24 protein-coding genes and 2 pseudogenes are annotated in these 26,047 nt (G+C 72.4%); 11 read left to right on the top strand and 15 right to left on the bottom strand.

The genetic code is table 11. The features are described from left to right. Window positions 1–826 precede the first annotated feature (826 nt). From ACFY2A_RS22165 to ACFY2A_RS22185, 5 genes and pseudogenes are all read left to right on the top strand, one after another. Entirely contained in the window at window positions 827–1,318 is a 492-nt protein-coding gene (locus tag ACFY2A_RS22165; protein ID WP_363922534.1) for a hypothetical protein, read from the top strand. Window positions 1,319–1,454: 136 nt separating this feature from the next. After that, a complete protein-coding gene (locus ACFY2A_RS22170; RefSeq protein WP_363922532.1) occupies window positions 1,455–2,069 on the top strand; it encodes a class F sortase in 615 nt (204 codons plus the stop codon). 66 nt (window positions 2,070–2,135) lie between these two features. After that, window positions 2,136–2,606, top strand: coding sequence for a hypothetical protein (locus ACFY2A_RS22175; RefSeq protein WP_387174209.1), 471 nt, complete (start codon window positions 2,136–2,138; stop codon window positions 2,604–2,606). A 234-nt stretch (window positions 2,607–2,840) separates the two neighbouring features. Next, a pseudogene (locus ACFY2A_RS22180) lies at window positions 2,841–2,918 on the top strand (YchJ family metal-binding protein); the annotation flags it as partial. A 91-nt stretch (window positions 2,919–3,009) separates the two neighbouring features. Beyond that, complete coding sequence (locus ACFY2A_RS22185) at window positions 3,010–3,123, top strand: YchJ family metal-binding protein (protein ID WP_387174211.1); 114 nt, start codon at window positions 3,010–3,012, stop codon at window positions 3,121–3,123. Here the strand turns inward: ACFY2A_RS22185 and ACFY2A_RS22190 are convergent. The 5 genes and pseudogenes from ACFY2A_RS22190 to ACFY2A_RS22210 form a co-directional block, all read right to left on the bottom strand. Continuing rightward, on the bottom strand, window positions 3,099–4,592 hold the full coding sequence (locus ACFY2A_RS22190; RefSeq protein ID WP_387174213.1) for an MFS transporter: 1,494 nt from the start codon (window positions 4,590–4,592) through the stop codon (window positions 3,099–3,101). The genes ACFY2A_RS22185 and ACFY2A_RS22190 overlap by 25 nt on opposite strands. A 611-nt stretch (window positions 4,593–5,203) precedes the next feature. Further along, window positions 5,204–5,849 (bottom strand): annotated as a pseudogene (locus ACFY2A_RS22195) (hypothetical protein); the annotation flags it as partial. Window positions 5,850–6,092: 243 nt separating this feature from the next. After that, complete coding sequence (locus ACFY2A_RS22200; protein WP_387174215.1) at window positions 6,093–6,707, bottom strand: lytic polysaccharide monooxygenase; 615 nt, start codon at window positions 6,705–6,707, stop codon at window positions 6,093–6,095. A 595-nt stretch (window positions 6,708–7,302) separates the two neighbouring features. Continuing rightward, the gene (locus tag ACFY2A_RS22205) at window positions 7,303–8,268 is read right to left on the bottom strand and encodes a hypothetical protein (RefSeq protein ID WP_387174217.1); all 966 of its coding nucleotides are present in this window, start codon (window positions 8,266–8,268) and stop codon (window positions 7,303–7,305) included. 54 nt (window positions 8,269–8,322) lie between these two features. Next, complete coding sequence (locus ACFY2A_RS22210) at window positions 8,323–10,008, bottom strand: protein kinase (protein WP_387174219.1); 1,686 nt, start codon at window positions 10,006–10,008, stop codon at window positions 8,323–8,325. 496 nt (window positions 10,009–10,504) lie between these two features. Between ACFY2A_RS22210 and ACFY2A_RS22215 the strand changes: the two genes are divergently transcribed. Continuing rightward, the gene (locus tag ACFY2A_RS22215; protein WP_387174221.1) at window positions 10,505–11,914 is read left to right on the top strand and encodes a glutamate synthase-related protein; all 1,410 of its coding nucleotides are present in this window, start codon (window positions 10,505–10,507) and stop codon (window positions 11,912–11,914) included. A 102-nt stretch (window positions 11,915–12,016) separates the two neighbouring features. Here the strand turns inward: ACFY2A_RS22215 and ACFY2A_RS22220 are convergent, their stop codons facing one another. Both ACFY2A_RS22220 and ACFY2A_RS22225 read right to left on the bottom strand, forming a co-directional pair. Next, window positions 12,017–12,721: a hypothetical protein gene (locus ACFY2A_RS22220; RefSeq protein WP_387174223.1), complete on the bottom strand. Its 705-nt coding sequence runs from the start codon at window positions 12,719–12,721 to the stop codon at window positions 12,017–12,019. A 160-nt stretch (window positions 12,722–12,881) separates the two neighbouring features. Further along, window positions 12,882–13,646 (bottom strand): hypothetical protein, encoded by a 765-nt coding sequence (locus ACFY2A_RS22225; protein ID WP_387174225.1) that lies wholly within the window; start codon window positions 13,644–13,646, stop codon window positions 12,882–12,884. 648 nt (window positions 13,647–14,294) lie between these two features. Between ACFY2A_RS22225 and ACFY2A_RS22230 the strand changes: the two genes are divergently transcribed. Genes ACFY2A_RS22230 through ACFY2A_RS22240 form a run of 3 tightly spaced genes read left to right on the top strand, consistent with a single transcriptional unit; the run spans window position 14,295 to window position 16,497 of the window. Further along, entirely contained in the window at window positions 14,295–15,011 is a 717-nt protein-coding gene (locus tag ACFY2A_RS22230; protein ID WP_387174227.1) for a FadR/GntR family transcriptional regulator, read from the top strand. Continuing rightward, on the top strand, window positions 15,008–15,835 hold the full coding sequence (locus tag ACFY2A_RS22235; protein WP_387174229.1) for a sterol desaturase family protein: 828 nt from the start codon (window positions 15,008–15,010) through the stop codon (window positions 15,833–15,835). The genes ACFY2A_RS22230 and ACFY2A_RS22235 overlap by 4 nt, the downstream gene beginning before the upstream one ends. Then, window positions 15,832–16,497 carry a lysoplasmalogenase gene (locus ACFY2A_RS22240; RefSeq protein ID WP_387174231.1) on the top strand — a complete coding sequence of 222 codons (666 nt, stop codon included), beginning with the start codon at window positions 15,832–15,834 and terminating at the stop codon, window positions 16,495–16,497. The genes ACFY2A_RS22235 and ACFY2A_RS22240 overlap by 4 nt, the downstream gene beginning before the upstream one ends. Before the next feature lie 2 nt (window positions 16,498–16,499). On the opposite strand, the gene ACFY2A_RS22245 is transcribed toward ACFY2A_RS22240, so the two are convergent. The 5 genes from ACFY2A_RS22245 to ACFY2A_RS22265 form a co-directional block, all read right to left on the bottom strand. Continuing rightward, window positions 16,500–18,329, bottom strand: a complete 1,830-nt coding sequence (locus ACFY2A_RS22245) for an AMP-dependent synthetase/ligase (protein WP_387174233.1) — start codon at window positions 18,327–18,329, stop codon at window positions 16,500–16,502. 279 nt (window positions 18,330–18,608) lie between these two features. Continuing rightward, window positions 18,609–18,770, bottom strand: coding sequence for a hypothetical protein (locus tag ACFY2A_RS22250; RefSeq protein ID WP_387174236.1), 162 nt, complete (start codon window positions 18,768–18,770; stop codon window positions 18,609–18,611). Further along, a complete protein-coding gene (locus ACFY2A_RS22255) occupies window positions 18,761–19,150 on the bottom strand; it encodes a gluconokinase (RefSeq protein ID WP_387174237.1) in 390 nt (129 codons plus the stop codon). Before ACFY2A_RS22255 ends, ACFY2A_RS22250 begins: the two co-directional genes overlap by 10 nt. Next, entirely contained in the window at window positions 19,140–20,369 is a 1,230-nt protein-coding gene (gene manD / locus ACFY2A_RS22260; RefSeq protein WP_387174239.1) for a D-mannonate dehydratase ManD, read from the bottom strand. The genes ACFY2A_RS22255 and manD overlap by 11 nt, the downstream gene beginning before the upstream one ends. Window positions 20,370–20,394: 25 nt before the next feature. After that, window positions 20,395–21,273 carry an aminoglycoside adenylyltransferase family protein gene (locus ACFY2A_RS22265; RefSeq protein ID WP_387174240.1) on the bottom strand — a complete coding sequence of 293 codons (879 nt, stop codon included), beginning with the start codon at window positions 21,271–21,273 and terminating at the stop codon, window positions 20,395–20,397. Between the two features lie 96 nt (window positions 21,274–21,369). Here ACFY2A_RS22265 and ACFY2A_RS22270 point away from each other — a divergent pair, with 96 nt between their 5' ends. Next, the gene (locus ACFY2A_RS22270) at window positions 21,370–21,987 is read left to right on the top strand and encodes a hypothetical protein (protein WP_387174242.1); all 618 of its coding nucleotides are present in this window, start codon (window positions 21,370–21,372) and stop codon (window positions 21,985–21,987) included. A 140-nt stretch (window positions 21,988–22,127) separates the two neighbouring features. Here ACFY2A_RS22270 and sigJ read toward each other — a convergent pair whose 3' ends face one another. The 3 genes from sigJ to ACFY2A_RS22285 all read right to left on the bottom strand — a co-directional run bounded on the left by sigJ (window position 22,128) and on the right by ACFY2A_RS22285 (window position 24,871). Further along, a complete protein-coding gene (gene sigJ, locus ACFY2A_RS22275; RefSeq protein WP_387174243.1) occupies window positions 22,128–23,012 on the bottom strand; it encodes an RNA polymerase sigma factor SigJ in 885 nt (294 codons plus the stop codon). A 115-nt stretch (window positions 23,013–23,127) separates the two neighbouring features. Beyond that, entirely contained in the window at window positions 23,128–24,144 is a 1,017-nt protein-coding gene (locus ACFY2A_RS22280) for a CehA/McbA family metallohydrolase (RefSeq protein WP_387174245.1), read from the bottom strand. Beyond that, on the bottom strand, window positions 24,137–24,871 hold the full coding sequence (locus ACFY2A_RS22285) for a CBS domain-containing protein (protein ID WP_387174247.1): 735 nt from the start codon (window positions 24,869–24,871) through the stop codon (window positions 24,137–24,139). Before ACFY2A_RS22285 ends, ACFY2A_RS22280 begins: the two co-directional genes overlap by 8 nt. Before the next feature lie 180 nt (window positions 24,872–25,051). On the opposite strand from ACFY2A_RS22285, the gene ACFY2A_RS22290 reads away from it, so the two are divergent. Further along, the gene (locus ACFY2A_RS22290) at window positions 25,052–26,044 is read left to right on the top strand and encodes a hypothetical protein (protein ID WP_387174249.1); all 993 of its coding nucleotides are present in this window, start codon (window positions 25,052–25,054) and stop codon (window positions 26,042–26,044) included. Window positions 26,045–26,047 lie beyond the last annotated feature (3 nt).

Consider the following 26,047-nt stretch of genomic DNA (forward strand, 5'->3'; position numbering starts at 1 on the left):
TCGAGTTCATGACAAAGCTCCAATTCGGGGGTCGACGCACACCCACACCGAAGGGGGATCGGTCAGGCGCACGCAAGCACCGACAGGCGCTCAAACAAAGGGGGAAATCATCCGGCACGCGGGGCCAAGGGCCTGCTTCACGCCGCCGGGACCATGTGTAACGACCGACCGGCCACCATCATTCCCGCGGCCACACCCACCATCGGGGGCGGTCTTCCTCGGTCGTTCACCCGTCTACAACGCCCCCGACCCGCCGCCCATTCCGCCCCGGCACCCGGCACCCGGCACCCGGCACCCGGCACCCGGCACCCGGCACCCGGCACCCGGCACCCGGCGATCGTGGAACCAAACCGCCCACCCCGGGTCACGATCGCACCAAGATCCCCCGGCCAACACCTCCCGCGACCCCGAACACCACACGCGAACCCGACACCCGGCACATCCGGACGGTGTCCGCCCACGACGGGGGTGTGGCCCGCCGTGCCCGGCGCAGGGATCAAGCCTGACCGCCCGGAGCCGGGCACGGCGGGCCACACCCCCAGAGCACCCACGGCCGGACAGCACGGCAAATCCGGCATCGCCAGCCAGCCGCCCACGCGGGCACGGCAACCCACAACCCCGGCAGCCGGACACGGCTCACCCCGACCGCCCCTTCCGCGACGCGTGCGGCGTCCGGGGGAACACGGGACGGCAACGAGGATTTCTCATTTTCACCGGATCGGGTCTCAAGGCCACCTAGTGTTGGGCACACCGGTGCTAGTCACGGAGTTGGCCACCCGAACGACGTCCCACGCAGTCAGCGGACGAAAAGTGAGGGAAGACGCGTATGAAGGCAAGAAGAGTTCTCATACCGGCTGCAGGCGGCATCGCTCTCGGCGCGCTGTTGCTGCCCGGCACCGCGCTGGCCGACACGACCGTGTCGCCGTCCACCACGCCGGTCGGCGGAACCGTCGTACTGACCGCGACGGGCTGCAACCCGAAATCAGGCGACGCGATCTTCCGCGTCACCGGGCCTGACCGCGACCAGAATGTTCGCTCCACCACGGCAGCCGCGGGCGGCGGGTTGAGCGCGGAGCTGTTCACCGCCGGGTTCACCCTCGGCACCTACACGGTGGCCGCCACCTGCGGCGACGGTACGGCCGACGGCAGCGCGACCTTCACGGTCACCCCGATCGGCGGTGCCGAGGCCGGCGGCCGTGGCGGCGACGACGGTGCCGGTACGGTGGCCACCGGCGCCACCCTGCTGGCCACCGCGCTCGGCGGTGCCGTCATTCTGGCCCGGCGGCGTCGTCACGCCGTCACCGCCGCGACCCACTGATCCACGGCCCACCCCATCCCATCCTGCGACGGGTGCCCGTACCGTGCTCGACGGTACGGGCACCCGAGGTGGCACCGGCAGACGGAGTCGAGCCCCACGCCCCCGCTCCGCGCGGGCACCGCGAACGGAGGTTCCCGTGCGGGCGTACCAGCTGAGCCGGTTCCTGGTCGCGGCGCTGGCGGTGGTCGGCCTCGCGCTGGTCGGCGCGGGTGTGACGCAGCTACCGGCGCGACCACCGCAACCGGACGGTGCGGCGGCGCCGCACCCGACGATGCCCGTGCCGCGCCTGCCACCGCTGCCCCGGGCCGCCCCGGTCGAGGTACGCATCTCCGCCATCGACATCCGGGCACCGCTGATCTCCGTGGCCGCCGACGCCGCCGGGGCGCTTGAGGTGCCGCCGCTGGACCGACCGGGGGTGGCGGGCTGGTATCGCCCCGGAGTCAGCCCCGGCGAAACCGGTAACGCGGTGCTGGTGGGTCACGTGGACTCCCCCGCCGGGCCGGCCGTCTTCTTCCGCCTGGGACAGCTGCGCCCCGGAGACACCATCGAGATCGTCCGGACCGACGCCCGGGTGGTGCGCTTCGCCGTGTACGGCGTCGTGGCGTATCCGAAGGACCGGTTCCCCACCGACCTGGTCTACGGCCCGGGCGACACGGCCGGACTCCGCCTGATCACCTGCGGCGGCCGGTTCGACCGGGACACCGGCGAGTACGTCGACAACGTCATCGTGTTCGCCACCCGGGCGGCGTGAGCCCGCGTTTGACCGTCAAGGCGGCGGGAAGACCCGTCGCCCACGGCAGATTCGCAAGGAGCGACGATGGCGCAGGCAGCACGGGCCAGCAAGCGGACCGGCGCGGACAAGGGCGGCCCGCCGCCGCGGAAGGTGGCGGCGAAGAAGGCGGCCACGGCGGCGAAGCGGGCCACCGGGGCCACCGCCGCGAAGACGCCCGATACGAAGCCCACCCCGACGAGTTCCCGCGTCGCCCGTAAGAAGGCCGTCTCCGCCACCGCCACCCCGGCCCGCCGGCCCACCGCGAAGGCGACAGCGGCGAAGAAATCCGCTCCGGTCAAGAAGGCACCCGCGAAGAAGGCGACGGCGGCGAGAGCGTCCGGCGCGACGGCACCGGCAAGGAAGGCCACGGGTACGAAGCGGGCACCGACCAGGAAAACCTCCGCCTCCCAGGCCGCCGCATCCCGGTCCCGCTCCGCCAGCCCGGCAGCGGCGAAGCGGTCCGCCACGATGGAGTCGTTCGGCAACCGTCGGGGCGTCCGTACCGGATCCCGCTGACCGGCACGCCAGCGGCCGGTGGGCAGTCGCGCCGACGTGGGACAGTGAGGTCGCCCCGGTGGCCGTGGCCGACGCGGCGACCGGAAGGATGGCGACGTGGCCAAGCGAGACAGACGAACGGCCGGCGGGGCCGGGGTGACCGGGACGTGCCCGTGCGGGCAGGGCCTGCCATACGCGGACTGCTGCGGACGGCTGCACCGGGGCGAGACCGATGCGCCCACGGCCGAGACGCTGATGCGGTCCCGGTACGCGGCCTTCGCCGTCGGCGACCCGGACTACCTGATGCGCAGCTGGCACTCCCGCACCCGGCCCCCACGGCTGCACCTCGACCCCGCCCAGCGCTGGACCCGCCTGGAGGTGCTCGACACCGACGGGCGGTGGCCTGTTCGACAGCGTCGGCACCGTGACGTTCCGAGCCCACTACGAAGAGGGACGCGAGCCGGGCACGGTGACCGAACGCAGCCGCTTTGTCCGTGAGGACGGCCGTTGGGTCTACCTGGACGACGACCTCGGCTGAAGCTGGTCACCGCCCGGGGTCACCCCTACCGGCGCGCGCGGGCTCCGGTCGCCGATCGGCCCTATCGCCACCGCGGCCGCGATCAGCAGGTACGGCACCGCGGCGACCGCGAACGCCACCGGGTTGCCCGCCGCAGTGGCGACCAGACCGTACCCGGCGTACACGACGATGATCGTCAGGTCGGTGCCCATGCCGGCCAGTGAGGTGACGGTGGCCCGCCCCGGCCCAGCGATGCGGGCCTGTAGTCGCGCGTCGGCCAGCACCGAGGCCAGTTGCAGGCCGCAGAACGCCACCGCCACCAGACCGAACGCGGCCGGGTGACCCGACAGTGCGCCTGCGGCCAGGGCCAGTGCCGAGCCGGCAAGCAGCAGCGCGTAGCCACGGCTGCCGAACCGTTGACCGATCGGGGCGAGCAGACCGCCGACGATCTGCCCGACCGTGACGACCAGGAGCAGCAGCGGCACCGTGGTCAACGCGACGCCGGTGTCACGGGCCAGCAGCGGCGTGTACTCGTCCAGTGCGCCCCAGACGGCACCGACCCCGGCGACGAGCAGCACCGCCCGGCGCACCGGCCGGTTGCCACGGGCCTCGGCCACTCCCGCGCGCAGCCCCTGCCACCAGCCGAGTTCGTCCGCGTCCGGGTCGGCCACCGCCGCCCCGGGGTCCGCCGACCCGCTGCCCACGGTTGGGGCCGCCCGACCCACGGCGGGCACGGCGCGGTCGACGTCGAGGCCACCCGGCGCAGCGCGATCGACGCCACGCGGCACGGCAGGATCGACGTCGAGGCCAACCGACGCGGCGCGATCGACGCCACGCGGCACGGCAGGATCGACGTCGAGGCCACCCGGCGGGGCGGAGGCGACGCCGGCCGGGCCGGTGTCCGGGCGGCGGGTGACCCGGCGGTGTTCGGGGAAGCGGACGGCGACGGCCGCGGCGAGCAAACAGGCTGCGACGCTGGCCGCGCCAACCGCCGGGTAGCCGCCGAACCCGAGCACCGGAGCGGCCAGCACGATCGACGCCAGCACCCCGACGGTGCCGGCGGTGCGCGCCCGGCCGATGACGCGGGCGTACCGGTCGGCGGCACCGAGCCGGTCGAGTTCGTCGAAGACCAGGGCCTCCGTCGCGCCGGAGGCGAGCGCGCCGCCGGCTCCCCAGAGGACGAACCCGGCGGCAAACGCCGGATAGGACGGTGCGAGGGTCCAGAGGGCGAACCCGGCGGCGGTGCACAGCGGCGCGAGGCAGAGCATTCGCCGTCGGGAGGTCGCGTCGGCCCAGGCGCCGGACGGCACCTCAAGCGCGATGCTGGCCAGCGACCAGATGACGAACAGCGAGGAGATCTGCCCGACCGACAGGCCGGTGTCGGCGAAGAGCAGCGCGTACACCGGGTAGAGCAGCACCAGGTCGGTGAGGAACGCGTACGCGTAGAGCGTGCCGGCCAGGCGGCGGGCACGCGGCGAGGTCGGGGTCATCGGGGCCTTTCAGGTGGGACGGATCACGGACGCCGGTGTCACGGCGCCCGTGGCGGCCCACGGCCTCGGATGACGGATCAATGTCGCCAGGTCATGACGCTGATGCTAACGCCTCACCCGGCGCATTCGCACTGGTGTTGCGGGCGGCGGACTGCTCGGGCGGAACGGGACCGGCATCGGTCCCGTTCCGCCCGTCGTTCAACGCTGCTCGCCGGTCTTCGGCAGCACGATTGTCGAGTCGCTGTCGGCGGAGTCGCGCTGTGCCGGCAGCTGCGGCGGGTTCGGGGTGACCACCTGGGTGGTGTCCGGGTCGCTCTCCGGCGACGCCGAGGACGCCGGCCCGGACCGCGTCGAATCCTGGCGCGGTAGCGGCGTGGTCGCGTCGGGATCGATGGCGGGTCCGGTGACGACCTGGGTCGCCTCCGGGTCGTCACCGGCCGACGCGCCGGTGGAGGTAGGCGCTGCGTTGACCGGATGGGAGGTGCTGGGCGTGGCGACGTCCGACGGGTAGGTGGGCGCGCCGGCGGTAGGGTCGGCGAGATTCTCGTCGCTGTCGCGGCGGCCGACGGAGTAGGCCCGGGCGTGCTCGGCGATGGTCCGCGACTCCTGCTCGGCCCGGGCGAGCCAGGACTCCCAGCGGCTCTGCATCGGACGCACCAGTCCCCCACCGACTCCGACCACCAGGATGCCGCCGATGGTGGCCAGCACGGCGATCAGCACCGGCGTGGTCACCGCGGTGGCGACCCCGATCTGGTTTAGCGCGGCGATGATGCCGAGACCGAGAATGAACGCCGAGGCGACGGTGGCCAGCAGCCGGCCGTACGACAACCCGCCGAGCGCGCCGGAGATGATGTCCTTCACCGCACTGGCGATGGCGGCGGCGACCACCACGATGACGATCGCCACGAAGGCGCGGGGCAGCCAGGCGATGACCCCGCCGATCAGGTCGGAGATCGGGTTCGGCCCCCAGACCCCGAAGGCCAGGTAGAGGGTGAGCAGCAGGATCCCGTAGTACGCGAGCCGGGCGACGATGTCACTGGCGTCGTAGCGGGATCGGGCCAGGGCCCGGCGGATCCCGCCGCGTTCGACCGCACGGTCGAAGCCGACCCGTTCGAGCAGCCGGTTCACCAGCTTCAGCGCTGCCTTGGCCAGCAGCCAGCCGACAACCAGGATCGCCACGAAGGCGAGCGCCTTGGGCAGGAAGAGAAGTATCGAGCGGAGGGTGTCCCCCACCGCGTCACCGAAGTCGTCTCGCATCGGATGGTCCTCCACAGGGGCAGGTGGTTCGTCCGGCCCGACCTACCCGCCCGCCCCTGCACAGAAACCCCGCCCCTCAGCAGAGCCCGCCCAGATCTGTGGCAGGAAAGGTGGCCCCTGGTCGGCGTGTCGAGCGCCAAAGCTGCCACGCATCGGACGAGGTGACCGCGGCCACCACGAGCGCTCCGGCCCAGGACGGCAGTCCTGGGCCGGAGCGGGTGGGACGGTTGTGGAGCTGGTCGATCAGACGAAGTTCACGTCACTGCACCACATGTACGCCTGGTCGAGGTGCGAAGCCTGCCAGATGACGAAGACGATGTGGCGTCCGGTGTAGCCGGAGGTCGAGACGTTGAACGAGATGTTCTGCGCGGGCGCGTACCTGCCGGTCTGCGTGATGAAGTCGAGGTTGCCCCAGCCGAGTTGCTGGGTGGTGGGGTCGAACCCCTGCTTGCTCACGTAGACGCGGAAGAAGTCGGCGCCGTGGCTGGCCTGGTCGTACAGCTGGACCGTGAAGTTGCGGCTCACGTTGGTCGTGCGCCACGCACCAGGCTGGTTCAGGCTGTTGTTCCTGGACAGCCCGTTGCTGCACAGCTGCCCGTCGGGGGTGCGGCCCTGGAAGTTGCCGCCCAGACCGTCCCGCAGCGCGCTCATCCAGTTCCACATGGTGTCGGGGTTGGCCTGGAACGCCTGCCAACACATGGGGTCCTGCTGCTGCATGGCCGGGTTCGTGTGCTGGCTGCCCCAGCTCTGCCAGCACTGGTAGGCGCGGGAGGCCGGGTTGATGATGGTGCCGTGGGCTTGGGCCGGGGTGGCCCAGGGCAGCACGCCAACGATCATCGCGAGTAGCACGGCAAACACCCGAAGGGGCTGGCGGACGGCTGACCGGGACCGTCCGCCGCTCTGATCAGGCCTGCGTGAACGCATGTGCGTCCTCCGTTCCTCGGTGGTGTCGGTGGATGGGAGCGCTTCCAACGCCAGACAAGCATCGAGTCGCATAAATGTCAACAATGATCTTAATTGGTACCACTGTGTCCCGAGCCGGCCCGAGTCACCGTGAAGGGCACCAATGCCCCATCTGTGCTGCGACGATGACCCATTCCGCCACCCATCCGATCACCCGAACGACGTCCCGGATCGAAACTTTCGGTTGTTGACGGCCCGCGATTCATAGTACGAGAGCGCCGTCAGGCCGGCTCGTTCCAGAGGCGGATGTCGGTGTGGCCGGCAGAGGTCGTCAAGTCGCGTCCGCAGCGAGCAGCGGCAGCCGCTCGGCGGCGGCGCTGCCCGATTCCACAGCGCTGCCCGATTCCACGGCGCTGCCCGGTTCCACGGCGCTGCCCGATTCCACAGCGCTGCCCGGTTCCACGGCGTAGGCGATCAGGATGGGGCCGCTGCATCCCGGGGGCGGGCAGGCGTCCCAGCCCCAGACGCATCCCCGACCACCGGCCTGGAGTCAGCCTGGACAGGCGTAGCTGACCTCGGTCGCCGCCTGCGCCGGTGCCGGTGACACGATGTTCACCGTCGCGGTCTCCGTGGTGCTGCCGACCCCGGTGAATGACCAGCGCAACGTCAGCGTGACGCTACGCTGTCCCCGACCGACACGCTCGGTGAGCAGAGCACCTGGCGCACTGCCGGTCCGCAGCCACTGATACTCGATCACGCCCGCGCGGCCGTTGGTCCGCACGGTGGCGACCACGTCGACGGTGACGTCGCAGCGTGCGCCGGCGGGTCGGGGCACGCTCGCGGTGACGTCGGTGACCTCCAGTGGGCTGAGCCGCTGCCAGATCCAGAGTCCCACCGCGGCGAGCAGCGCGAGAGTTAGCAGGGTGGACAGCACGGAGACCAGTCGACGCCGCAGCGACGGGCGACGCGGTGGCGGCGCGGACGCCGGCCAGGCCGGCGCGGGTGGCGGGGCGACCGGCACCCCGGGACCGAACCGCAGCTCACCACCGGGCCCCGCGGCCGGTGCCGGCGACACCGCGCCGCCGGTACGCGTGCCTGCCGTGGCACCCGTGGCACCCGTGGCACCCGCGGCCATGGTCGCGCCGACGCTGGCCGTGCCGGCCGCCGTCCCCTTCAGCGAGACCGTCGACTCACCGCCGCCCCACGCCACCGTAGACCCGCCGCCGAATCCCTGCCCAGCCAGCGACACCGTCGGCTCGACACCGCCCAGCGACACCGTCGACTCACCACCGCCCAACGACACCGTCGACTCACCACCGCCCAACGACACCGTCGGCTCACCACCGCTCAACGACACCGTCGACTCACCACCACCGAAGGACACCGTCTGCGCATCACCACCTGACGACACCGTGGGCTCGTTCGCCGCCGGTGGAGGTGCGGGCAGGGTAACGGTCGGCTCAACCGGTACCCGTCGGGTGGGCAGGGCCTCGGTGGCGTCGTCCGGCTGCGTCACGGCTGTCGTCTCTCCTGCGTCGTTGTGGGCCTAAGTGTGCGGGGTGCGGCCGGATCAGCCGGGTGTGCAGAAGGAGTAGAGCGTCACGTACACCGTCGCGCCGGTGGTGGTGTTGCCGGCGGCGTCGGTGGCCAGGACCGTCACCGGGATCCGCGTGGTCGCGCCGGGCCGGGGCAGATCGCCGAGCCCGCCGCCGAACTGGCCGCCACGCAGCAGACCCATGCTCTGTTCGTACGACCGTTTCTCCAGCGTGTAGCGCAAGCGCACGCGCAGCTGGCCCGGGTCCGTGCGGTCGTCGGCGACCAGGGCGGTAACCGTGCTCGCGGTGGGCCCGAACGGGCAGCCGGACGGATCCAGTTCGGTCGGGCTCGCCGCGACCCGGTCGACGGTGGGCGCGGTGGTGTCCGGCGGCGGTGCCGGGCTGGTGGGCGGGCTGGGCACCGGCGTGGGGGCCGGCGCGTCGCCGGTGCGGGACACCGACGGGCTCGGGTCAGCGGGGGTGATGCCGGTCGGGGCGGGGCCGGTACCGGTCGGCGTGGCCGGTCCAGGGCTGTCGACCACCGGCTCGTCCGGTGTGGGCGTGACCGTGCCCGGGGGCGCGACCGGAACTCCGCTGGTCGGGGCTGTCCCGGCGGTCAGCTCCGTGCGGGCCTCGGTGGCGGCCCCGGCCCCCACGGGTTCGTCTTTCGCGGCGTAGCTGAGCCCGGCGCCACCGACCAGCATCGCGGCCACCAGCCCGGTCCCGACCAGCGCCGCCCGGGCCCGCCCGGTCCGCCGGGGCACGGGTGCGTCGGAGTCGTCGGCCACCGGCGGCGGGGTGGACGCAGCGAGCGCCGTGCTGGCCACGCTCATGCCGCCACCGGTGCCGTTCGGGAATGGGAAGAGTGCCGCCAGCAGCGCCGCGCGACGCGCCAGCTCGCGCCACCCGCGTTCCTCCCAGTCATCGCCGTAGGCCGCGGCGGCCACCTCCTCCAGGCTGGCGAGGAAGACCTGCGCGGGCTGCGGGCGCTCGTCGGGTCGCTTGGCCATCCCGTCCCGCAGCAGGCCCTGCACCGGGCGTGGCGCCCGGTCGGTGGGAATCGGCGCGCGGACGTGCTGGCGGCGCAGCGTGGCCAGGTCCCGCCCGTCGTACGGCGGGTGGCCGGTGAGGCATTCGAAGAAGGTGGCGGTAGCGGCGTAGATGTCGCAGGCCGGACTGGCCGGGGCACCGGACCACTGCTCGGGGGCCATGTAGCGCGGGGTGCCGGTGACACTGCCACCGGAGGCGGCACCGACCGGCATGGCGATGCCGAAGTCGGCGAGCTTGCTCGTGCCCTCGGCAGTCACCAGCACGTTCTCGGGTTTGTAGTCACGATGCACCACGCCGCGCGCGTGCGCCGCACCGAGCCCGGCCAGGGAACCCTTGAGCACGCAGAGCGCCGACTCCGGTGTGGTGGGGCCCTGTGCCCGCAGCATCTGGCGCAGCGACACGCCGTTGACCAACTCCATCACGATCGCCGCCCCGCCGGACGCCTCGACGTACTCGTAGAGGCGACAGATGTGCGGGTCGTCAATGTCGGCAAGCAGCCGCGCCTCGTCCCGGAAGTCGGCCCGGAACAGTTCGTCGTCGGACCTGGCGGTCAGGTATTTGATCGCCACTGGCGTGCCGGTGGCGTCGTGAACGGCGAGTTCGACGCTGCCGGACGCGCCAGCGCCGAGCCGACGGACCGGGGTATAGCCGGAGACCTGCCAACCGCTCATGTCGCCGCTCTCCGTGCTGTGCGCAGGTGGACAATGCCGCTGAATACGCTGATCATTATCGTCACCGCCGCCGGTGACACCATCGGCCCGGCGGGTGCTCCGCTGCGCCGGGTGGCTGCCTGGTGACTCCTCCGGTGGCACGATCGGTGGCGGGGCGCTGGCTCGGCCACCCCGACGACGCACGATGGTCGGTCACGGACACCCTGTCACTGGTAGCACCCCCGGTCAACGTCCGACGGCGGCGCGGACCAGGCGGTGCCGCCGCCCAATCCCGGCGCTGACCTGCGCGGCGTCGACGTTTGGCCCCGGCCGGCGACGGAAAGTGTGGCGGGATGAGATGGGCCCGTCACGCCGTACCCGCCGCCGTAACCGCCCTCGCCGCGCTCGCCGCCCGTGACCTGCTGCAACGCGAGCACGCGCTGAGGCGCAACTTTCCGCTGCTGGTCACGCCCGCTACCTGCTCGAATCACTCGGGCCGGAGCTACGGCAGTACATCGTGGCCGGCAACAACGAGGAACGTCCATTCACCCGGGACCAACGCCGCTGGGTGTACGCCTCGGCGAAGCGGCAGAACAACTACTTCGGGTTCGGCACCGACAACGACATCGAGTACACCCCGGGATATCCGGTCATCAAGCACCGCACCTTCGGTCGGGCGGTACCACCGTCGACGCCGACGACCGGGCACGAGGTGCGGCTGCCGTCGGCGAAGGTGCTCGGGGGCGCGCGGCGACGCACCCACGCGTTCCGCCCCGAATCCGTGGTGACCATCTCCGGGATGAGCTTCGGCTCCCTGTCCGGCCCGGCGGTGGAGGCGTTGAACCGGGGCGCGGCGCTCGCCGGCTGCCTGCACAACACCGGCGAGGGCGGGCTGTCGCCGTACCACCGCCACGGCGGGGAGCTGATCCTGCAACTCGGTACCGCGTACTTCGGCTGCCGCGACGATCGGGGCCGGTTCGACCTGGCCCGACTCAAGGACGTGGTCGCTGGCGCACCGGTGCGGGCGCTGGAGATCAAGCTCAGTCAGGGTGCCAAGCCCAGCCTCGGTGGCCTGCTGCCGGCGGCGAAGGTGTCGGCGGAGATCGCCGCGACCCGGGGGATCCCGGTCGGCCGGGACTGCGTCAGCCCCTCGCGGCACGCGGAGTTCGCCGACTGCGACAGCCTGCTCGACTGGGTGGAACTCCTGGCCACCGAGACCGGCCTGCCGGTCGGCATCAAATCGGCCGTGGGCGACCTCGATTTCTGGACCGAGCTGGCCGACCTGATGCGCGGCACCGGCCGAGGCGTCGACTTCGTCACCATCGACGGCGGCGAGGGCGGCACCGGCGCCGCGCCACTGATCTTCACCGACTCCGTCTCGCTGCCGTTCCAGCAGGGCTTCGCCCGGATCTACCCCGTCTTCGCCGAACGTGACCTGCACGAGCAGGTCGTCTTCATCGGCTCCGGCAAGCTCGGCCTGCCCGACAACGCGGTGGTCGCGTTCGCGCTCGGCTGCGACATGGTGGCCGTGGGCCGGGAGGCGATGCTGGCGATCGGCTGCATTCAGGCGCAGAAGTGCCATACCGACACCTGCCCCACCGGGGTGGCCACCCAGAACGCCTGGCTGAACCGGGGGCTGGACCCGGCATCGAAGTCGGTCCGGGCGGCGCACTACATCAAGACGCTGCGGCGGGATCTGATGAAGGTCGCCGAGGCGTGCGGGGTGGAGCACCCAGGACTGATCGACACCGACGCCGTGGAGATACTCGGCGGGCGGACCAGCGCCACCCCGCTGCGCGAGGTGTACGGGTACCGACCTGGCTGGGGCCTACCGTCGGCGGCCGACCGCAAGGCGGTGGTGGAGCTGATGTCCACCGAGGCACCCCAGGGCGGCAGCGCTCCCCCGTCACCGACCGCCAAGCGTTGACGCCCGGCGTTCACCCCAGCCGTCGACAGTGGTTTCGCGAGCCGGGGTGCACGCGGGTCGACCGAGGCCGACCCGCGCGCGTTCGTGCCACCTCAGGACGGATCAGCGGCGGGCACCGACCCCTCCCCCGGCGTCGACCGCTACCACCGCTCTGGGCGACGTCGCCGGTCGGACGGGTGGTACCCGTCGCGCCGGAAAGGTGGACGGGCTGAGCCGCACCGACGGGGCCGGCCGCCACAGCAGGTTGACGGTGGCTCCGCCTGGACACGACAGACGTTGCCGGCCCCGGTAGCCGAGCCGGCGATACAGGCGCAGGTCGTCGTCGCCGTGCACCTCCGCGTAGGTGGGCAGACCGAGGTTGTCCATGTACCGGTGGCTGCCGGCGAGGACGGCGGCGGCCTGACCGGTCCGGTCGACGTCCGGTGGTGCGGCGAGGAACGCGAGGTGGTTGTGTGCGTCGGCGGGACGCCGCGCGGCAAGGAGGTGATCGACGCGACGGAAGCGCACGGCGTGTTCGCCGCTGGCGTCGTCGAGTCGCTCGTCGTAGCGGGGTGGCGGCGGGATCGGACGGTAGCGGTGGAACCAGACGGTGGCGGCGGTCCCGTCCTTGAGCAGGAACGCGTCGCCGAACAGTAGGGCGTGCTCGGTCCAGATGCGGGCCACGGCGGCGATCACGGCGGGACGCCGCCGCCCGTCGGGCACGAGCCACGCGCCGAGGGAGGTCGGGACGATCGTGGCGGTGAGCAGGTCGACGATCCAGTCGAGGTCGCACCATCGGGCACGGTTGACCGGCAGGGTGACGTGCATGGGTACTCCTGGTGAGGCATGAAGTCGGAAAGAACGGTGACGGGCCGGTGCCACGGGTCACGCACGGGCGGGCCCGGGACGGTCGGCGGGGTACGCGCCGTCAGGTGTCGCGTCACGCGACCACGACCGGCGTGGCGGCGCTGCGGGGGCAGCGCCGCGGTCAGGCCGGCCGGCTGCGCGGGCGTGGCGAGCGGGAGGGTCGTCGCCGGGTACGCGCCAGCCGGGTCACCCGGCCGCTGACCGCCGGCGGCGACCAGCCGGCCACGGCCATGTCGGCCGGGCCGCTGTGCGAGGTCGGTGCCGACTCGGTACCGCTGGTGCCGGGAGCCGGCGACGAGGGCGGCGGACCGGGCGTACGGTCGGGCCGCCCGTTCCCGTCGCGCTGTCCACCGTCGACGATCCCGTCGGTGGTGTGCGGCAGCGACGCCGACGGCTGGCCGGACCGGTGACGGACGACGTGGTGGACGGAGCCGATCTGCCGGGCGCCGTCCGGGCCGGCGTCGGCCCGGTCCGGCCTGGCCGGTAGCGCGGGTTCGGCTCCCGGTGCCGGTGGCGTGGCGGGATCCGGATCGGGTCGGGGGGTCGGGTCCACCGGTGTCGGTGCCGGAGCGGGCTGAGGCAGCTCGACGACCGGCTCCAGCAGGTCGAGCACCGGCTCCAGACCCACCACGACGGAGTCGAGCAGCGGCGACGCGGGAGCCAACAGCTCCGCAAGGGCGGCGATGAGCGGCGCTGCGAGCGGCCCGGCCTCGGCGACCACGGCGGCCACCTCGTCGCGTACCGCCTCGGGCAGCCGCGCCAGCGGCTCCGCCGACCGGCTGAGCGACCTGCCCGCCGCAGGCGACCCGGCCGCCCGCTGCGCTGACGGTGCCGCACCCGTCGGATCGGCGGCTCCCCGAGGTGCGGTCGGCCTCGGTCTCGACATGCCCGGATCGGTCTCCGGTGGCACCTGACCAGCCGGCGGCGTCGGGTCAGCCGGCGGCGCAGTGTCCTGCGGTGGTCGCCCATTGGCAGGTGGTGACGGCGGTTCGGTCCGCCCGGCATCGGCGGGTGGTTCGGGCTCGTCGGGCGGAAGCGGTCGGGGCGGATCAGTCCTGGGCGGAGGGGCCGGCGGCGGAGGGGCCGGCGGCGGAGGGGCCGGCGGCGGAGGGGCCGGCGGCGGAGGGGCCGGCGGCGGAGGGGCCGGCGGCGGAGGGGGCTCCGGGGCGGGCGGATCCGACGTGAGTACCGGGGCGAGCAGACCTCGAACGAGGTCGCCGACGCGGGGCGTTGCGCCGTCCTGAGTGGCGGCCGGCGGTTCCCCGGCGGCCCGGGCGGAATCGGTCGAGGCGACGTCGTAGGCGCACCACGCCGCCCCGGCGACCACGGTCAGGAAACCGAGTCGTAGGACCATGCGGGCGAGGCCACGCCGTCGTCTCGTCACCGGCGCCTCCCGTGCCCAACCACCACCCGCTGCGAACGCACCCTAACTCACCGCGACAGCCTGGTCACGAGCCACGGGCGTGTCGATCCGCGGACCAATACTGGTCCAACCAGTTGACGGGTTGATGTGCCCTGGGCCACACTGCCCGGCATGGCATTCGTCCCCGTCACCCGGGCCTCCGTTTCCGACCTGGTCTTCGGACAGTTGCGCGACGCCATCGTCAGTGGCACCTACCGCACCGACGACAGCCTGCCCGGCGAGCGGGAGCTGGCCGCGGCTTTCCAGGTGAACCGGCACGCGGTCCGGGAGGCGCTGCGTCGGTTGCAGCAGCTCGGCCTGGTCAGGATCAGCCAGGGCGGGGCGACCCGGGTGTTGGACTGGCGGGTGCACGCCGGTCTGGATCTCGCGCTGTCCCTGGTGCGCTCCGGCGACGTCCTGCCGGTCGCCACCCTGGTACGCGACATGATGGACATGCGGGCCTGCATCGGCGTGGACGCGGCCCGGCTCTGCGCCCGCCGTGCCGACGACGCCGCGCGACGACGGATCGTACGGGCGGTCGAGGAGTTCGCCGACCTGGCCCCGGACCTGACCGCGATGGGTGAGGCCAACATCGCCGTCTGGCGGCTCATCCTGGACGGCTGCGGCAACACCGCGTACCTGCTGGCCTTCAACAGCCTGGTGGCCGGCGCCCTGGCGGTGGCCGAGGTGCCGCCACAGCGGCGCGCCAGCGAACTGCTCGACGTCACCGGGCACCGCCGGCTGGCCTCGGCCATCGCCGACGGCCGGGACGTCGAGGCCGCCGAACAGGCCCGATCCCTGCTCACCGCCGCGCTCACCGCCCCGACCAGAAAGGACAGCCGGGCATGATCCCCGCCGTGCTCTACGCCATCCCCGCGTTCCTCCTGCTCATCACCGTCGAGGCGTTGTCGTACCGGTTCGCGCCCGACGACGCCGAGCGGGGCTACGAGACCCGGGACACCGCCACCAGCCTGACCATGGGTGCCGGCAGCCAGGTCATCGGCGTGCCGTGGAAGCTGCTGACGATCGGCCTGTACGCCGCCGCGTACACCATCTCGCCGTTCAGTCTCTCCCCCGGCGACTGGTGGGTCTGGGTGTTGTTGTTCTTCGCCGACGACTTCGCCTACTACTGGTTCCACCGGGCCCACCACGAGGTCCGACTCCTGTGGGCGGGGCACGTGGTGCACCACTCCAGCGTGTTCTTCAACTTCTCCACCGCCCTGCGGCAGAGCTGGACGCCGATGACCTCGCTGCCGTTCTGGCTCGGCCTGGCCCTGCTCGGCATTCCACCGTGGATGATCTTCCTTCAGCAGTCGATCAGCCTGCTCTACCAGTTCTTCCTGCACACCGAGCGGATCAACCTGCTGCCCCGGCCGATCGAGCTGCTGCTCAACACTCCCTCGCACCACCGGGTGCACCACGGCTCGAACGACGAGTACCTGGACCGCAACTACGGCGGCATCCTGATCGTCTGGGACCGACTCTTCGGGACCTTCCAGGCCGAGGGGGACGCGGTCCGGTACGGGCTGACCAAGAACATCGGCACCTACAACCCGCTGCGGGTGGCGACCCACGAGTACGCGGCCATCTGGCGGGACCTGCGCACCGCCCGGTCGTGGCGGGAGCGGCTCGGGTACCTGCTGCGCCGCCCGGGCTGGCAGCCGGCCCGATGAACACGGCAACCGGCACCGGTCGACGACCGGTGGGCGTACGGCTGCGGCGGCCGGACCGGGGCGGGGCGTGGCTCTGGGCGTTCGCCGTCGTGGCGGCCGTCGAACTGGTCGCCGTCGCCACCGACGTGCCCGCGGCGCAGTGGTTGGCCAAGCCGCTGCTGGCACCGCTGCTGCTGGCGTGGCTGTGGCGGGTCCGCGCGGCGGACGTCCCGATCGCGGTCGGCCTGCTGCTCGCCACCGCCGGAGACGTCGCGCTGCTGGTGCCGTCGGAGATCGCGTTCCTGGTCGGGATGGGCTGTTTCCTCGGTACGCAACTGGCGTTCATCACCGCGTTCGTGAGACACCGCCGGGCCCGACCGGCGGCGGTGACCGGCTACCTGGCGCTGTGGGCTGTGGCGAACGCGATGCTGTGGTCGCGGCTGGGCGACCTGCGGCTACCGGTGCTCGGGTACAGCCTGGCGCTGTGTCTGATGGCGGCGACCGCCACCGCCCTCGGCCGGCGGGTAGCGCTCGGCGGTGCGCTGTTCCTCTTCTCGGACCTGCTGATCGGCCTCGGTGCGGCCGGTACGACGGTGCCCGGACACGGCGTGCTGGTGATGGCGACCTACAGCGCCGCGCTGTTCCTGATCAGTACCGGCTGGGCGGCGACGAGCCGGCGCTAGTACTAGTGACCGTGGTACAGGGCGGCGACCTCGTCGGCGAAGTGATTCTGCACGGCCTCCCGCTTGATCTTCAGAGTGGGGGTGAGCTCCCCGTCCACCTCGGTGAGATCCCGGTGCAGGATCCGGAAGGTCTTGACCTGTTCGGCCCGGGAGACGCTGCGGTTGGCCCGGTCGATCGCGACCTGGATCTCGGCACGTAGCTCCGGATTGTCCCGCAACGCGGACACCGACGCCCCGGGATGCCCGTGCTGCTCCCGCCAGCGCGTCCACGCCTGCGGGTCCACCGTCACCAGGGCGGCGACGTAGGGGCGGCCGTCGGCGACCAGCATCACCTGACTGACCAGCGGATGCGCCCGGATCCGCTCCTCGATCGGCGCGGGCGCGAGGTTCTTGCCGGCGGCCGTGACCATGATCTCCTTCGTCCGCCCGGTGATCCGCAGGAACCCGTCGTCGTCGAGTTTGCCGAGGTCACCGGTACGCAACCATCCGTCGTCGGTAAGCGCCTTCCGGGTGGCCTCCGGGTTGTTCCAGTAGCCGCCGAACACCACCTCTCCCCGGGCGTGGACCTCGCCGTCGTCGGCGATGCGGATCCGTACCCCCGGCAGTGGTCGCCCGACCGTGCCGATCCGCATCGCCGTCGGCAGGTTCGCGGTCAACGCCGGGGAGGTCTCGGTCAACCCGTACCCCTCCAGGACCGTGATGCCCACGCCCCGGAAGAAGTGACCGAGCCGCTCCCCCAGCGGCGCGCCGCCCACGATGGCCATCCGGCACCGCCCGCCGAGTGCGGCGCGCATCCGGCGGTACGCGGCGAGATCGAAGACCAGGTGCGCCAGGCGGAGCAGCTTTCCGGGCCCGCGCGCGGTGTCCAACACGCGGCTGTACCGCACAGCCGTCCGCTCGGCGAGGCCGAACAGCCACCCCCGGTGCGCGTCCTCGGCGGTGTGGCGGGCCTGGTCGTGCATCTTCTCGAACATCCGGGGCACGGCGAGGATGAAGGTGGGCTTGAACCGGCGCAGCTGGTCGAGCACCCCGGAGATGTCGGCGCTGTGCACCATGGTGGCGCGGTTGTGCACCATGCCGATCTGAATCAGCCGGGCGAAGGCGTGCGCCAACGGCAGGAACAGCACCGTCGACGCACCCGGATGCAGCAACTCGGGCAGCACCGCAGTGGCGTTGCCGATGTCGGCGGAGAGGTTGCGGTGGGTTAGCACGCAGCCCTTCGGTGGGCCGGTCGTGCCGCTGGTGTAGACGATGGTGGCGATGTCGGCGCCGGTCACGGCGGCTCGGCGGGCATCCACCTCGGTGACGTCGACGGCCCGGCCCCGCGCCACCAGCTCGATCAGATCACCGGCGTCGATGCGCCAGGTCTGCCGCAACTCGGGCAGTTCCGACCTCAGATCGGCCACGCTGAAGGCATGGTCTGCGGTCTCCAGCACGCAGCCGACCGCCCCGGAGTCGCCGAGCATCCAGCGGATCTGTTCCGGGCTGGAGGTGTCGTAGATCGGCACGGTCACCGCGCCGATCGACCAGAGGGCGTAGTCGACGAGCGTCCACTCGTACCGGGTACGGCTGAGCAACCCGACCCGGTCGCCGTGCGCGATCCCGGCAGCGGCGAAACCGCGGGCCACCGCCACCACGTCGTCGCGGAACTGCCGGCAGGTCACCGGCAGGGCGCCGCCTCGTCCGGAGCGGCGCACCGGCCACGACCGGGGATCCGGGTCGGGCCGGACGAACTGCACCGCGTCCGGGTCCTCGGCCGCGTTGCGCCACACCTGCTCCGCCAGGCCGACGTCATCGCCGCTGACGATCGGCTCGACCGCTGTCTCCCGCACGCCCGTCCACCTGCCGTCGCATCACCCGGCCTAGGCCATCGGAACAGATGGTCACCCGCCACCCCACGGCGTACCCCGAAAACCCGCAAACCCGCCCCCCACCCCACCCCCCGTGCTAACCCCACCCCCGCTCTCGCCGATCTTGCGCTTTCGGTCGGCGAAGTACCCCTTTCGCGGCCTATGCCTGGACGAAAAGTGCAAGATCGGCGGGGTGGGTGGGGCGGCGGGGGTGGGTGGGGCGGTGGGGGGGGTGGGGTGGGGTGGTTAGGGGTGGGGTGGTTAGGGGTGGGAGGGGGTGGGGTGGCGGGGTAGGCCGAACTGGTCCACGGTCGCGGTGATCAGCTCGTCGGTGGACAGTCGCAGGTCGAGGACGAGGCCCCGCTCCTCGGGACAGAGCGACTCCAGGGTGGCGGCCTGCGAGTCGAGCAGGCCTACCGGCATGTAGTGGCCCAAGCGCCGTGCCAGTCGCTCCCGGAGGCCTCGGTCGGGCCGGTCAGGTGCACGAAGTCCACCTCCGGCGGGCCCTGCCGCAGCACGTCCCGGTACGAGCGCTTCAGCGCCGAGCAGGCCAGCACGGTCGACACGCCCTCGCGGTGGCGGGCGGCCATCCAGTCGGCCAGGGAGCACAGCCACGGCCAGCGGGCCGCGTCGTCCAGGGGTACGCCGGCCCGCATCCGGGCCACGTTGGCCGCCGAGTGGAACTCGTCGGCCTCGGCGAAGGTCAGCCCGGTCAGCGCGGCCACCCCCTGCGCCACGGTCGTCTTCCCCGCGCCGGACACGCCCATCACCACGACGTGCCGGGTCGCCCGGTCACCAGTCATGGACGGTGCCGTCCTGAAGCCGGTTGAACGGCAGGTACGCCGGTTGGTACGGGAACCGGGCGGCCGCCTCCTCGTCCAGTTCCACACCGATGCCCGGCTGCTCACCCGGGTGCAGGTAGCCGTCGGTGAAGGTGAACGACTGGCGGAACACCTCGTCGGTGAGCGCGCCGTGCCGCATGTACTCCTGGATGCCGAAGTTGTGGATGGCCAGGTCAAGGTGGAGGGCGGCGGCCATGCCGACCGGCGAGATGTCGGTCGGCCCGTGGATGCCGGACTTGATCTGGTACTGCGCGGCGAAGTCGAGCAGCTTACGCATCGCGGTGATGCCACCGGTGTGGGTGACCGCGGAACGCACGTAGTCGATCAACTGTTCCCGGATCAGGGTCTGGTAGTCCCAGACGGTGTTGAACACCTCGCCGATCGCCAGCGGCGTGGTGGTGTGCTGACGGACCAGCCGCAGCGCCTCCTGGTTCTCCGCCGGGGTGCAGTCCTCCAGCCAGAACAGGTCGTACGGTTCGAGGGCCTTGCCCAGCTTCGCGGCCTGGATCGGGGTCATCCGGTGATGCCCGTCGTGCAGCAGCGGCAGCTCGGGCCCGAACTCGTTGCGGACCGCCTCGAAGACGCCGGGCAGGTGGCGCAGGTACGCCCGGGTGTCCCAGTCCTCCTCGGCCGGCAGCGGGGTGCGCTGCGCCGGCTCGTAGTCGTAGCGCTTACCGTCGGCGCTGGGCTGGGTGGCCACGCCGTACACGGCGTTGATGCCGGGCACGGAGGTCTGCACCCGGATGGACCGGAAGCCGAGATCGAGGTGCGCCCGGATGGAGTCGAACAGCTCCGGCAGGTCCCGCCCGGAGGCGTGGCCGTACGCCATGATGCCGGTACGGCACGCGCCGCCGAGCAGCTGGTAGAGCGGCATCCCGGCGGCCTTGGCCTTGATGTCCCAGAGCGCGACGTCGACCGCGGCGATGGCGGCCATGGTGACCGGTCCGCGCCGCCAGTACGCCGAGCGGTACAGAAACTGCCAGGCGTCCTCGATGCGGTGCGCGTCGCGCCCGAGCAGCAACGGCACGACGTGATCACGCAGGTACGAGGCGACCGAGAGTTCACGCCCGTTGAGCGTACCGTCACCGAGGCCGGTGATGCCGTCCGCTGTGGTGATCTTCAGGGTGACGAAGTTGCGGTCCGGGCTGGTGACGATGACGTCGGCGGCCACGATCTTCACGAGGGGGTGCCTTTCCCGCGGGCCGTTAACCCGGCGGCGGCACCGGCGGCGAGTCGGGGGAACCCGCGTTGAGCTCGACGTTGTACTGGCCCGAGATGCTAGGCCAAAACGCCTCCGCGCCGCCATCCGCGGCGGGGAACCTACCCCGGCCGGCCGCCTGCCCGATGTGGCCCAGCACCTCGTGGACGTGCGGGCGGACCTGGGCGCGCAACGTCTCGCTCCAGTGCTCCTGCTCGTAGCGGTGGTTCAGGTACATCCGGCGGGCGTGGGCCAGGACGGGCCGGTGATCCGGTGGCAGGCGGGCCACGGCCCAGTCGGCGGCGACGTCCTTGGCACGGACCTCACCGGTGGTCACGGTGAACCAGACGCGGGCGAGGGTGAGCAGCACGTTGCGGGTGTCGCCGTCGAGGTCGTCGAGCAGGCCCGGTACGCCGGCCACGCTCGCCCGGACCACATCGGCCGTAGGCACCGCCGCCAGCACCCGCGCCGGGGGCGGACCGGCCAGCGGGTGATCGCCGACGCGGGCGGCCGTGACCACCAGCGCCAGATCCGCCATCGTCTCCGGCTGCGGCACGGTGCCGGCCAGGTACGCGGCGCGGCGCCACTCGCCGTACTGGAAATCCACAGTGGGTGGGTACCGCCACGGTCGCACCTCGGCGGCGACGACCACGGTCAACTCGATCGGGCGGACCCGGTTCACCGAACCGGAGGTGGCCAGCAGCCCGTCGAGCAGCAGCCGCCGCTGCGGGTCGGTCAGGCTCCGAGCCGTGACCACCAGCACGTCGATGTCGCTGGCCGGCCGCAACCCGCCGAGCACCGCCGAGCCGTGCAGGTAGGCACCGACGAGCCGGTCACCGAGCACGTCCTTGAGGAGTTCGACGAGCTGCCGGATCTGGTCCATCATCGGCCGAGTCTGTGTCCGAGCGCAGCGTCGGCGCCACCGCTTTCCGGCCGTGCCACGGGCCGCCGGCTGGTCCTGGCGGAGCGTACGATGCGGCACATGGCGTTGTTGCACCGAGCGGACATCCGTCCCTCCAAGCTGGAACTGTTGGCGGCCTGGCTGCCGACCCGGGACTGGTACGAGGGCGGCGGCGACGTGACGCGCGTGGCCGCGTACCGGTTCGACGATCCGGCCGGGCAGGTGGGCATCGAGACGCTCCTGGTCCGGAGCGGCGACGGGCCGGTGCACCAGGTGCCGTTGACCTACCGTGGGGCGCCGCTGGACGATGCCGACGAGTGGCTGGTGGGCACCATCGAGCACTCGGTGCTGGGTCGGCGGTGGGTCTACGACGCGGTCGGCGACCCGGTGTACGCGGCCACCCTGGCCGAGGCCATCCTGGCCGGCACCGGACAGGCCGAGGAGTACTTCGAGGTCGACGGCCGGCGCGAGGTGCGCCCACCCAATATGGGCATCACCAGCGACGCTCCCGTCGCCGACCCGCCCACGATCGGGGCGGTCCGCCAGGTGGTCGACGGCGACCCCACGCTCATCGTCACCGACGCCCTCGAGCTGGGGGTGATCCGCCGCCCCGGATCCGTCGCCGCACCGGCCGGCGCCACGCTTACCGGCACCTGGGACGACGTCCGGGCCCCGCTGGCCTACGCAGCGCCACGCTGAGTCGGCGCGGACACCGCAACGGCCCCGCGACGCCACGGTGCCACGCCTCTACCGGCACCGAGCCGGTCGGGCGACACCTCGGCCGGTACAAGAGCCGGCGGTGCGCGCGCCGACCGAGGCGTGGCCTCGACGATCGGGCGTCAGTCGGCGAAGGCGGACAGGTCGAACCGGTCCAGGCGGGCCGGGTCGGCGATCACGTCGATCTCGGCGATACGCCCGCCGCGAATGCTGAACGCCATCACCGACAGCGGGCGGCCCGACGCCATGACGACCACCCCGGCGGCACCGTTGATCACCGCTGGCCGCGCGAAGGGCGAGAACCGGCCGAATGTCGTGGCCTGGGCGGCCACCGCCCGTGCGCTGGTGATCACGGTGGTGTGGCGGGTGCGGGTGGCGCCGCCGTCGGCACGGAGCACCACGTCCGGGTGCAGCACGGCGACGAGTCCCTCGATGTCACCGTCCCGGGCGGCGGCGAGGAACGCGTTGACCACCGTGCGTTGCCGGGCGAGGTCACGGTCGGTCGGCGGTGCCTGACCGCGTACCCGACGGCGGGCCCGGCTGGCCACCTGCCGTGCGGTGGCCGGCGACCGGTCGATCATCGGGGCGATCTCGTCGAAGGGCACCCCGAACATGTCGTGCAGGACGAATGCGAGACGTTCGGCGGGGGTCAGTGTGTCGAGCACCACCAGCAGCGCCAGCCCCACCGAGTCGGCCAGTACGGCGGCGTGCTCGGGATCGTCGGGTCCGGCGGGCGTGATCACCGGGTCGGGCACCCGGATGTCCAGTGGCTCCTCGCGCCGCCGCTGTCGGCTGCGCAGGATGTTCAGGCACACGCGGGCGACCACCGTGGTCAGCCAGGCGGCGAGATTGTCCACCTCGTCGGAGTCGGTACGGGACAGCCGTAGCCACGTCTCCTGCACGGCGTCCTCCGCCTCGCCGAGCGAACCCAGCATCCGGTAGGCCACCGAATGCAGGTACGGCCGCTGCTGCTCGAACCGCTCGGCCAACCAGGCGGACTCCCCCATTGCCACTTCCCTTCCTGAAGGTTCACCCACCCGACCCCGGCCGAGGCCTGAACGTGACAAGAGCCGGCCTGGACGTGCCGGGGGTGCCGGCGGCCGGTGTGGCGGGCGAGGCCCGTCAGGCCAGAATGACGGGATTGGTCAGGGCCGCCATCTGCCGGTCCGGATGGCGCACCTCCGCCCGGACGAAGCCGCTGTCCCGCGCGGCGGTACGCCACCGGATCGTGTCCGCCCCGTCGGCGGGAAGTCGCTCGCGGAGCACGGTGCCGCGTTCGGTGTGCAGACTGACGGTGCCCGACGGTACCCCGGACACCCGCACCCGTACCTCGATCGGCTCGCCGTCGGAGTCCAGGCGGGCCCCGACGCCGGCAGCGCGGCCACCGGTCGTGGCGGTGAGTTCCAGGTCGACGACGGCGGAACCGGCGATCCAGCTCCGGCCGGCCCGCAGGCCGGCGAGGATCGCGTCGACACCCAACTCCTCGGCGTGGACCACGGTGTGCGGGGTGCCGAGCTGGCCGGCGAGGTGGGCGTCGCTGTTGCCGACCGCCGGCCACCACCGTCCCCGATGGATGTCGTGGCCGAGGTTACGCCCCCACTCGGCCAGCGCCGCCTCGTTGTCCGCGTTCCACGGCAGGTCCGAGCGCCACTGCCCGTTCCACACCTCCACCGCGTCGAAGCACCGGTACGGGTAGGCCAGGGTGCCGGACTCGTACGGCGCGTACGGGTGGGCGGCCACGCAGAGCCCGCCCGGTCGGCGTACCCGGGCCAGTTGCCGGTCGATGGCGTCGTCGCGCACGCCGTAGCGCCACTCGACCTGGTGCCCGGGTTCGAGGCCGAGGGCGAGCCAGTGCCCGGTGTGCGTGGTGACCTCCTGCCCGAGGATGACCAGCAGGTCGTCGCCGGCGTACCGACTCCAGTCACCGTGCCCGGCGAGGGTGTTGTGCTCGGTGGTGGCGACGAAGTCCAACCCGATCTCGCGGGCAGCGGCGGCGAGTTGCCCCGGGGTGAGTTCGCCGCCGGCCGAGCGCACCGTGTGCAGGTGGACGTCGCCCCGGTACCAGCCGGGCCCCCGACCCGCCACCCGCCGGGCCGGGTACGCCGCCCCGTCGGGATGCCGGAGCCGGTCTTCAGCCACGCGAGGGTCGCATGAGACGCTCGGCGGTGCCGAACGCGTAGCCCCGCGACTCGATCAACTCCGAGTCGTCGCGTTCCCAGGCCAGTTCGTCGATCACCTCGACGACGCCGGCGAGCCTGGCCGTGTGATCGGCCACCATAGCGGCGAGGCTGCGACTCTCGACGGTGCCGGACAACGTCACCACGCCGTCCACCACGCCGACCGTCACGGTGTTCGGGTCGATCCAGAGGCCGCGCAGCACGGTGTCGACGACGTCGGCGCTGATCTCCGTGTCCAGTCGGGTGTGGATCCGCAGCAGATCCCGCCGGGACACGATTCCGACGAGCCGCCGGTCGGTGTCCACGACCGGCATCCGCTTGACCTGTGCCGCCTCCAGCCGCCGGGCCGCCGCGGCGACCGACGCCGTCGGCTCGATCACGACCGCCGGTGCGGTCATCAGGTCGGCGGCGACGGTGGCCTGTGCCTTCGCCGCCACCCGGCGGACGCCGATGATCCGGCGGTGCCGCTCGTCCCCCGCGGCCTCGATCTTGTGCAACAGGTCAGCCTCGGACACCACGCCGAGGACGTGACCCTCCGCGTCCACCACGGGTGCCGCGCTGACACCGCTGCCCACCAGCGCGTCGACCACCTCACGGTACGAGGTGTCGGGCCGCACCGACATGACGTCGCCGGTCATCACGTCGCCGACCATCCATTGTGACTTTCGCTGTGCAGTGTTGGTGGTCATTGCCCTCCTCCTTGCCTTCCAGCCTTCCACCGCCGCTGCGCCGTCGACAGAGTCGTTGGGCCCTGCCGCAGGACGGGGTTTCTCTCCTACCCAGGTAGGGGGCGGCCATCCGACCGTCGGCCGCGGTCGGGGCCAGTGGTCGGGCGACGTCGGCCCGTACGCCGACAAGCATCTACAGGCATGACTGACAACCTGTCGCGGCGGGCGTACCGGCACCGCCCCCTGATGGTCTTCGTCTCGGCGATGGCGGTGCTCGCCGTCGTCTGCGCGGTCGGCATCGTCGCCGACCAGCGGGTCCTGACCGGCGCGCCGATCTGGCTCAAGCCGTTCAAGTTCTCGGTGTCGTTCGTCCTGTACGGCGGCACCCTGGTCTGGCTGCTCTCCCTGCTGCGCCGCCGCAGCCGGGTCGCGGAGTGGGCCGTCACCGTGGTGGTCGCCATGGGTGTGGTGGAGATGTGCATCATCGTCGGGCAGGTGATCCGCGGCACCACCAGCCACTACAACGAGACCAGCACGTTCAACGCCGTGCTGTGGCAGCTGATGGGTGCGGCCATCATGGTGCTGTTCGTCGCGCACGTCGCCATCGGTGTCGCGGTGCTGCGGCAGCCGATCGCCGGCCGGGCCGGCCGGTACGCCATCGGTCTGGGGCTCGGGCTGGCGGCACTCGGCATGCTGGTGGCGGTACCGATGACCATGCCGGGTCAGGCGCCCGTGATCGAGGGCATCGCCGGTGCGCACAGTGTGGGTGTGCCCGACGGCGGGCCGGGACTACCGCTGGTCGGCTGGAGCACGACCGGCGGGGATCTGCGGATCGGGCACTTCGTGGGGCTGCACGGAATGCAGGTGCTGCCGATCCTGGCGCTGTTGCTGAGCCGGTTCGCCGGTGGCTGGCTGGACGAGCGTACGCGGGCGCGGCTGCTGCTCGTCGTGGGTGTCGGCTACGGTGCGGTGACCATGCTGCTGACCTGGCAGGCGCTGCGCGGGCAGCCGCTGCTGCGACCGGACACGCTCACCCTGGCCGCCGCCGCGGCGCTGGCGGTGACGACCGTCGCCGCTGCCGGCGCGGTGCTGGCCCGACACCGTTTTTCGGCGGCCACGGTCGAACACCCGCCGACGGGCCCGGGTGAGCAGCGCGCGACGGGCGGGTCGACGGTGACGAGCGGACGGAGGTGACCG

This window comes from Micromonospora sp. NPDC000442 (genome assembly GCF_042898635.1).
GTDB lineage: Bacteria > Actinomycetota > Actinomycetes > Mycobacteriales > Micromonosporaceae > Micromonospora.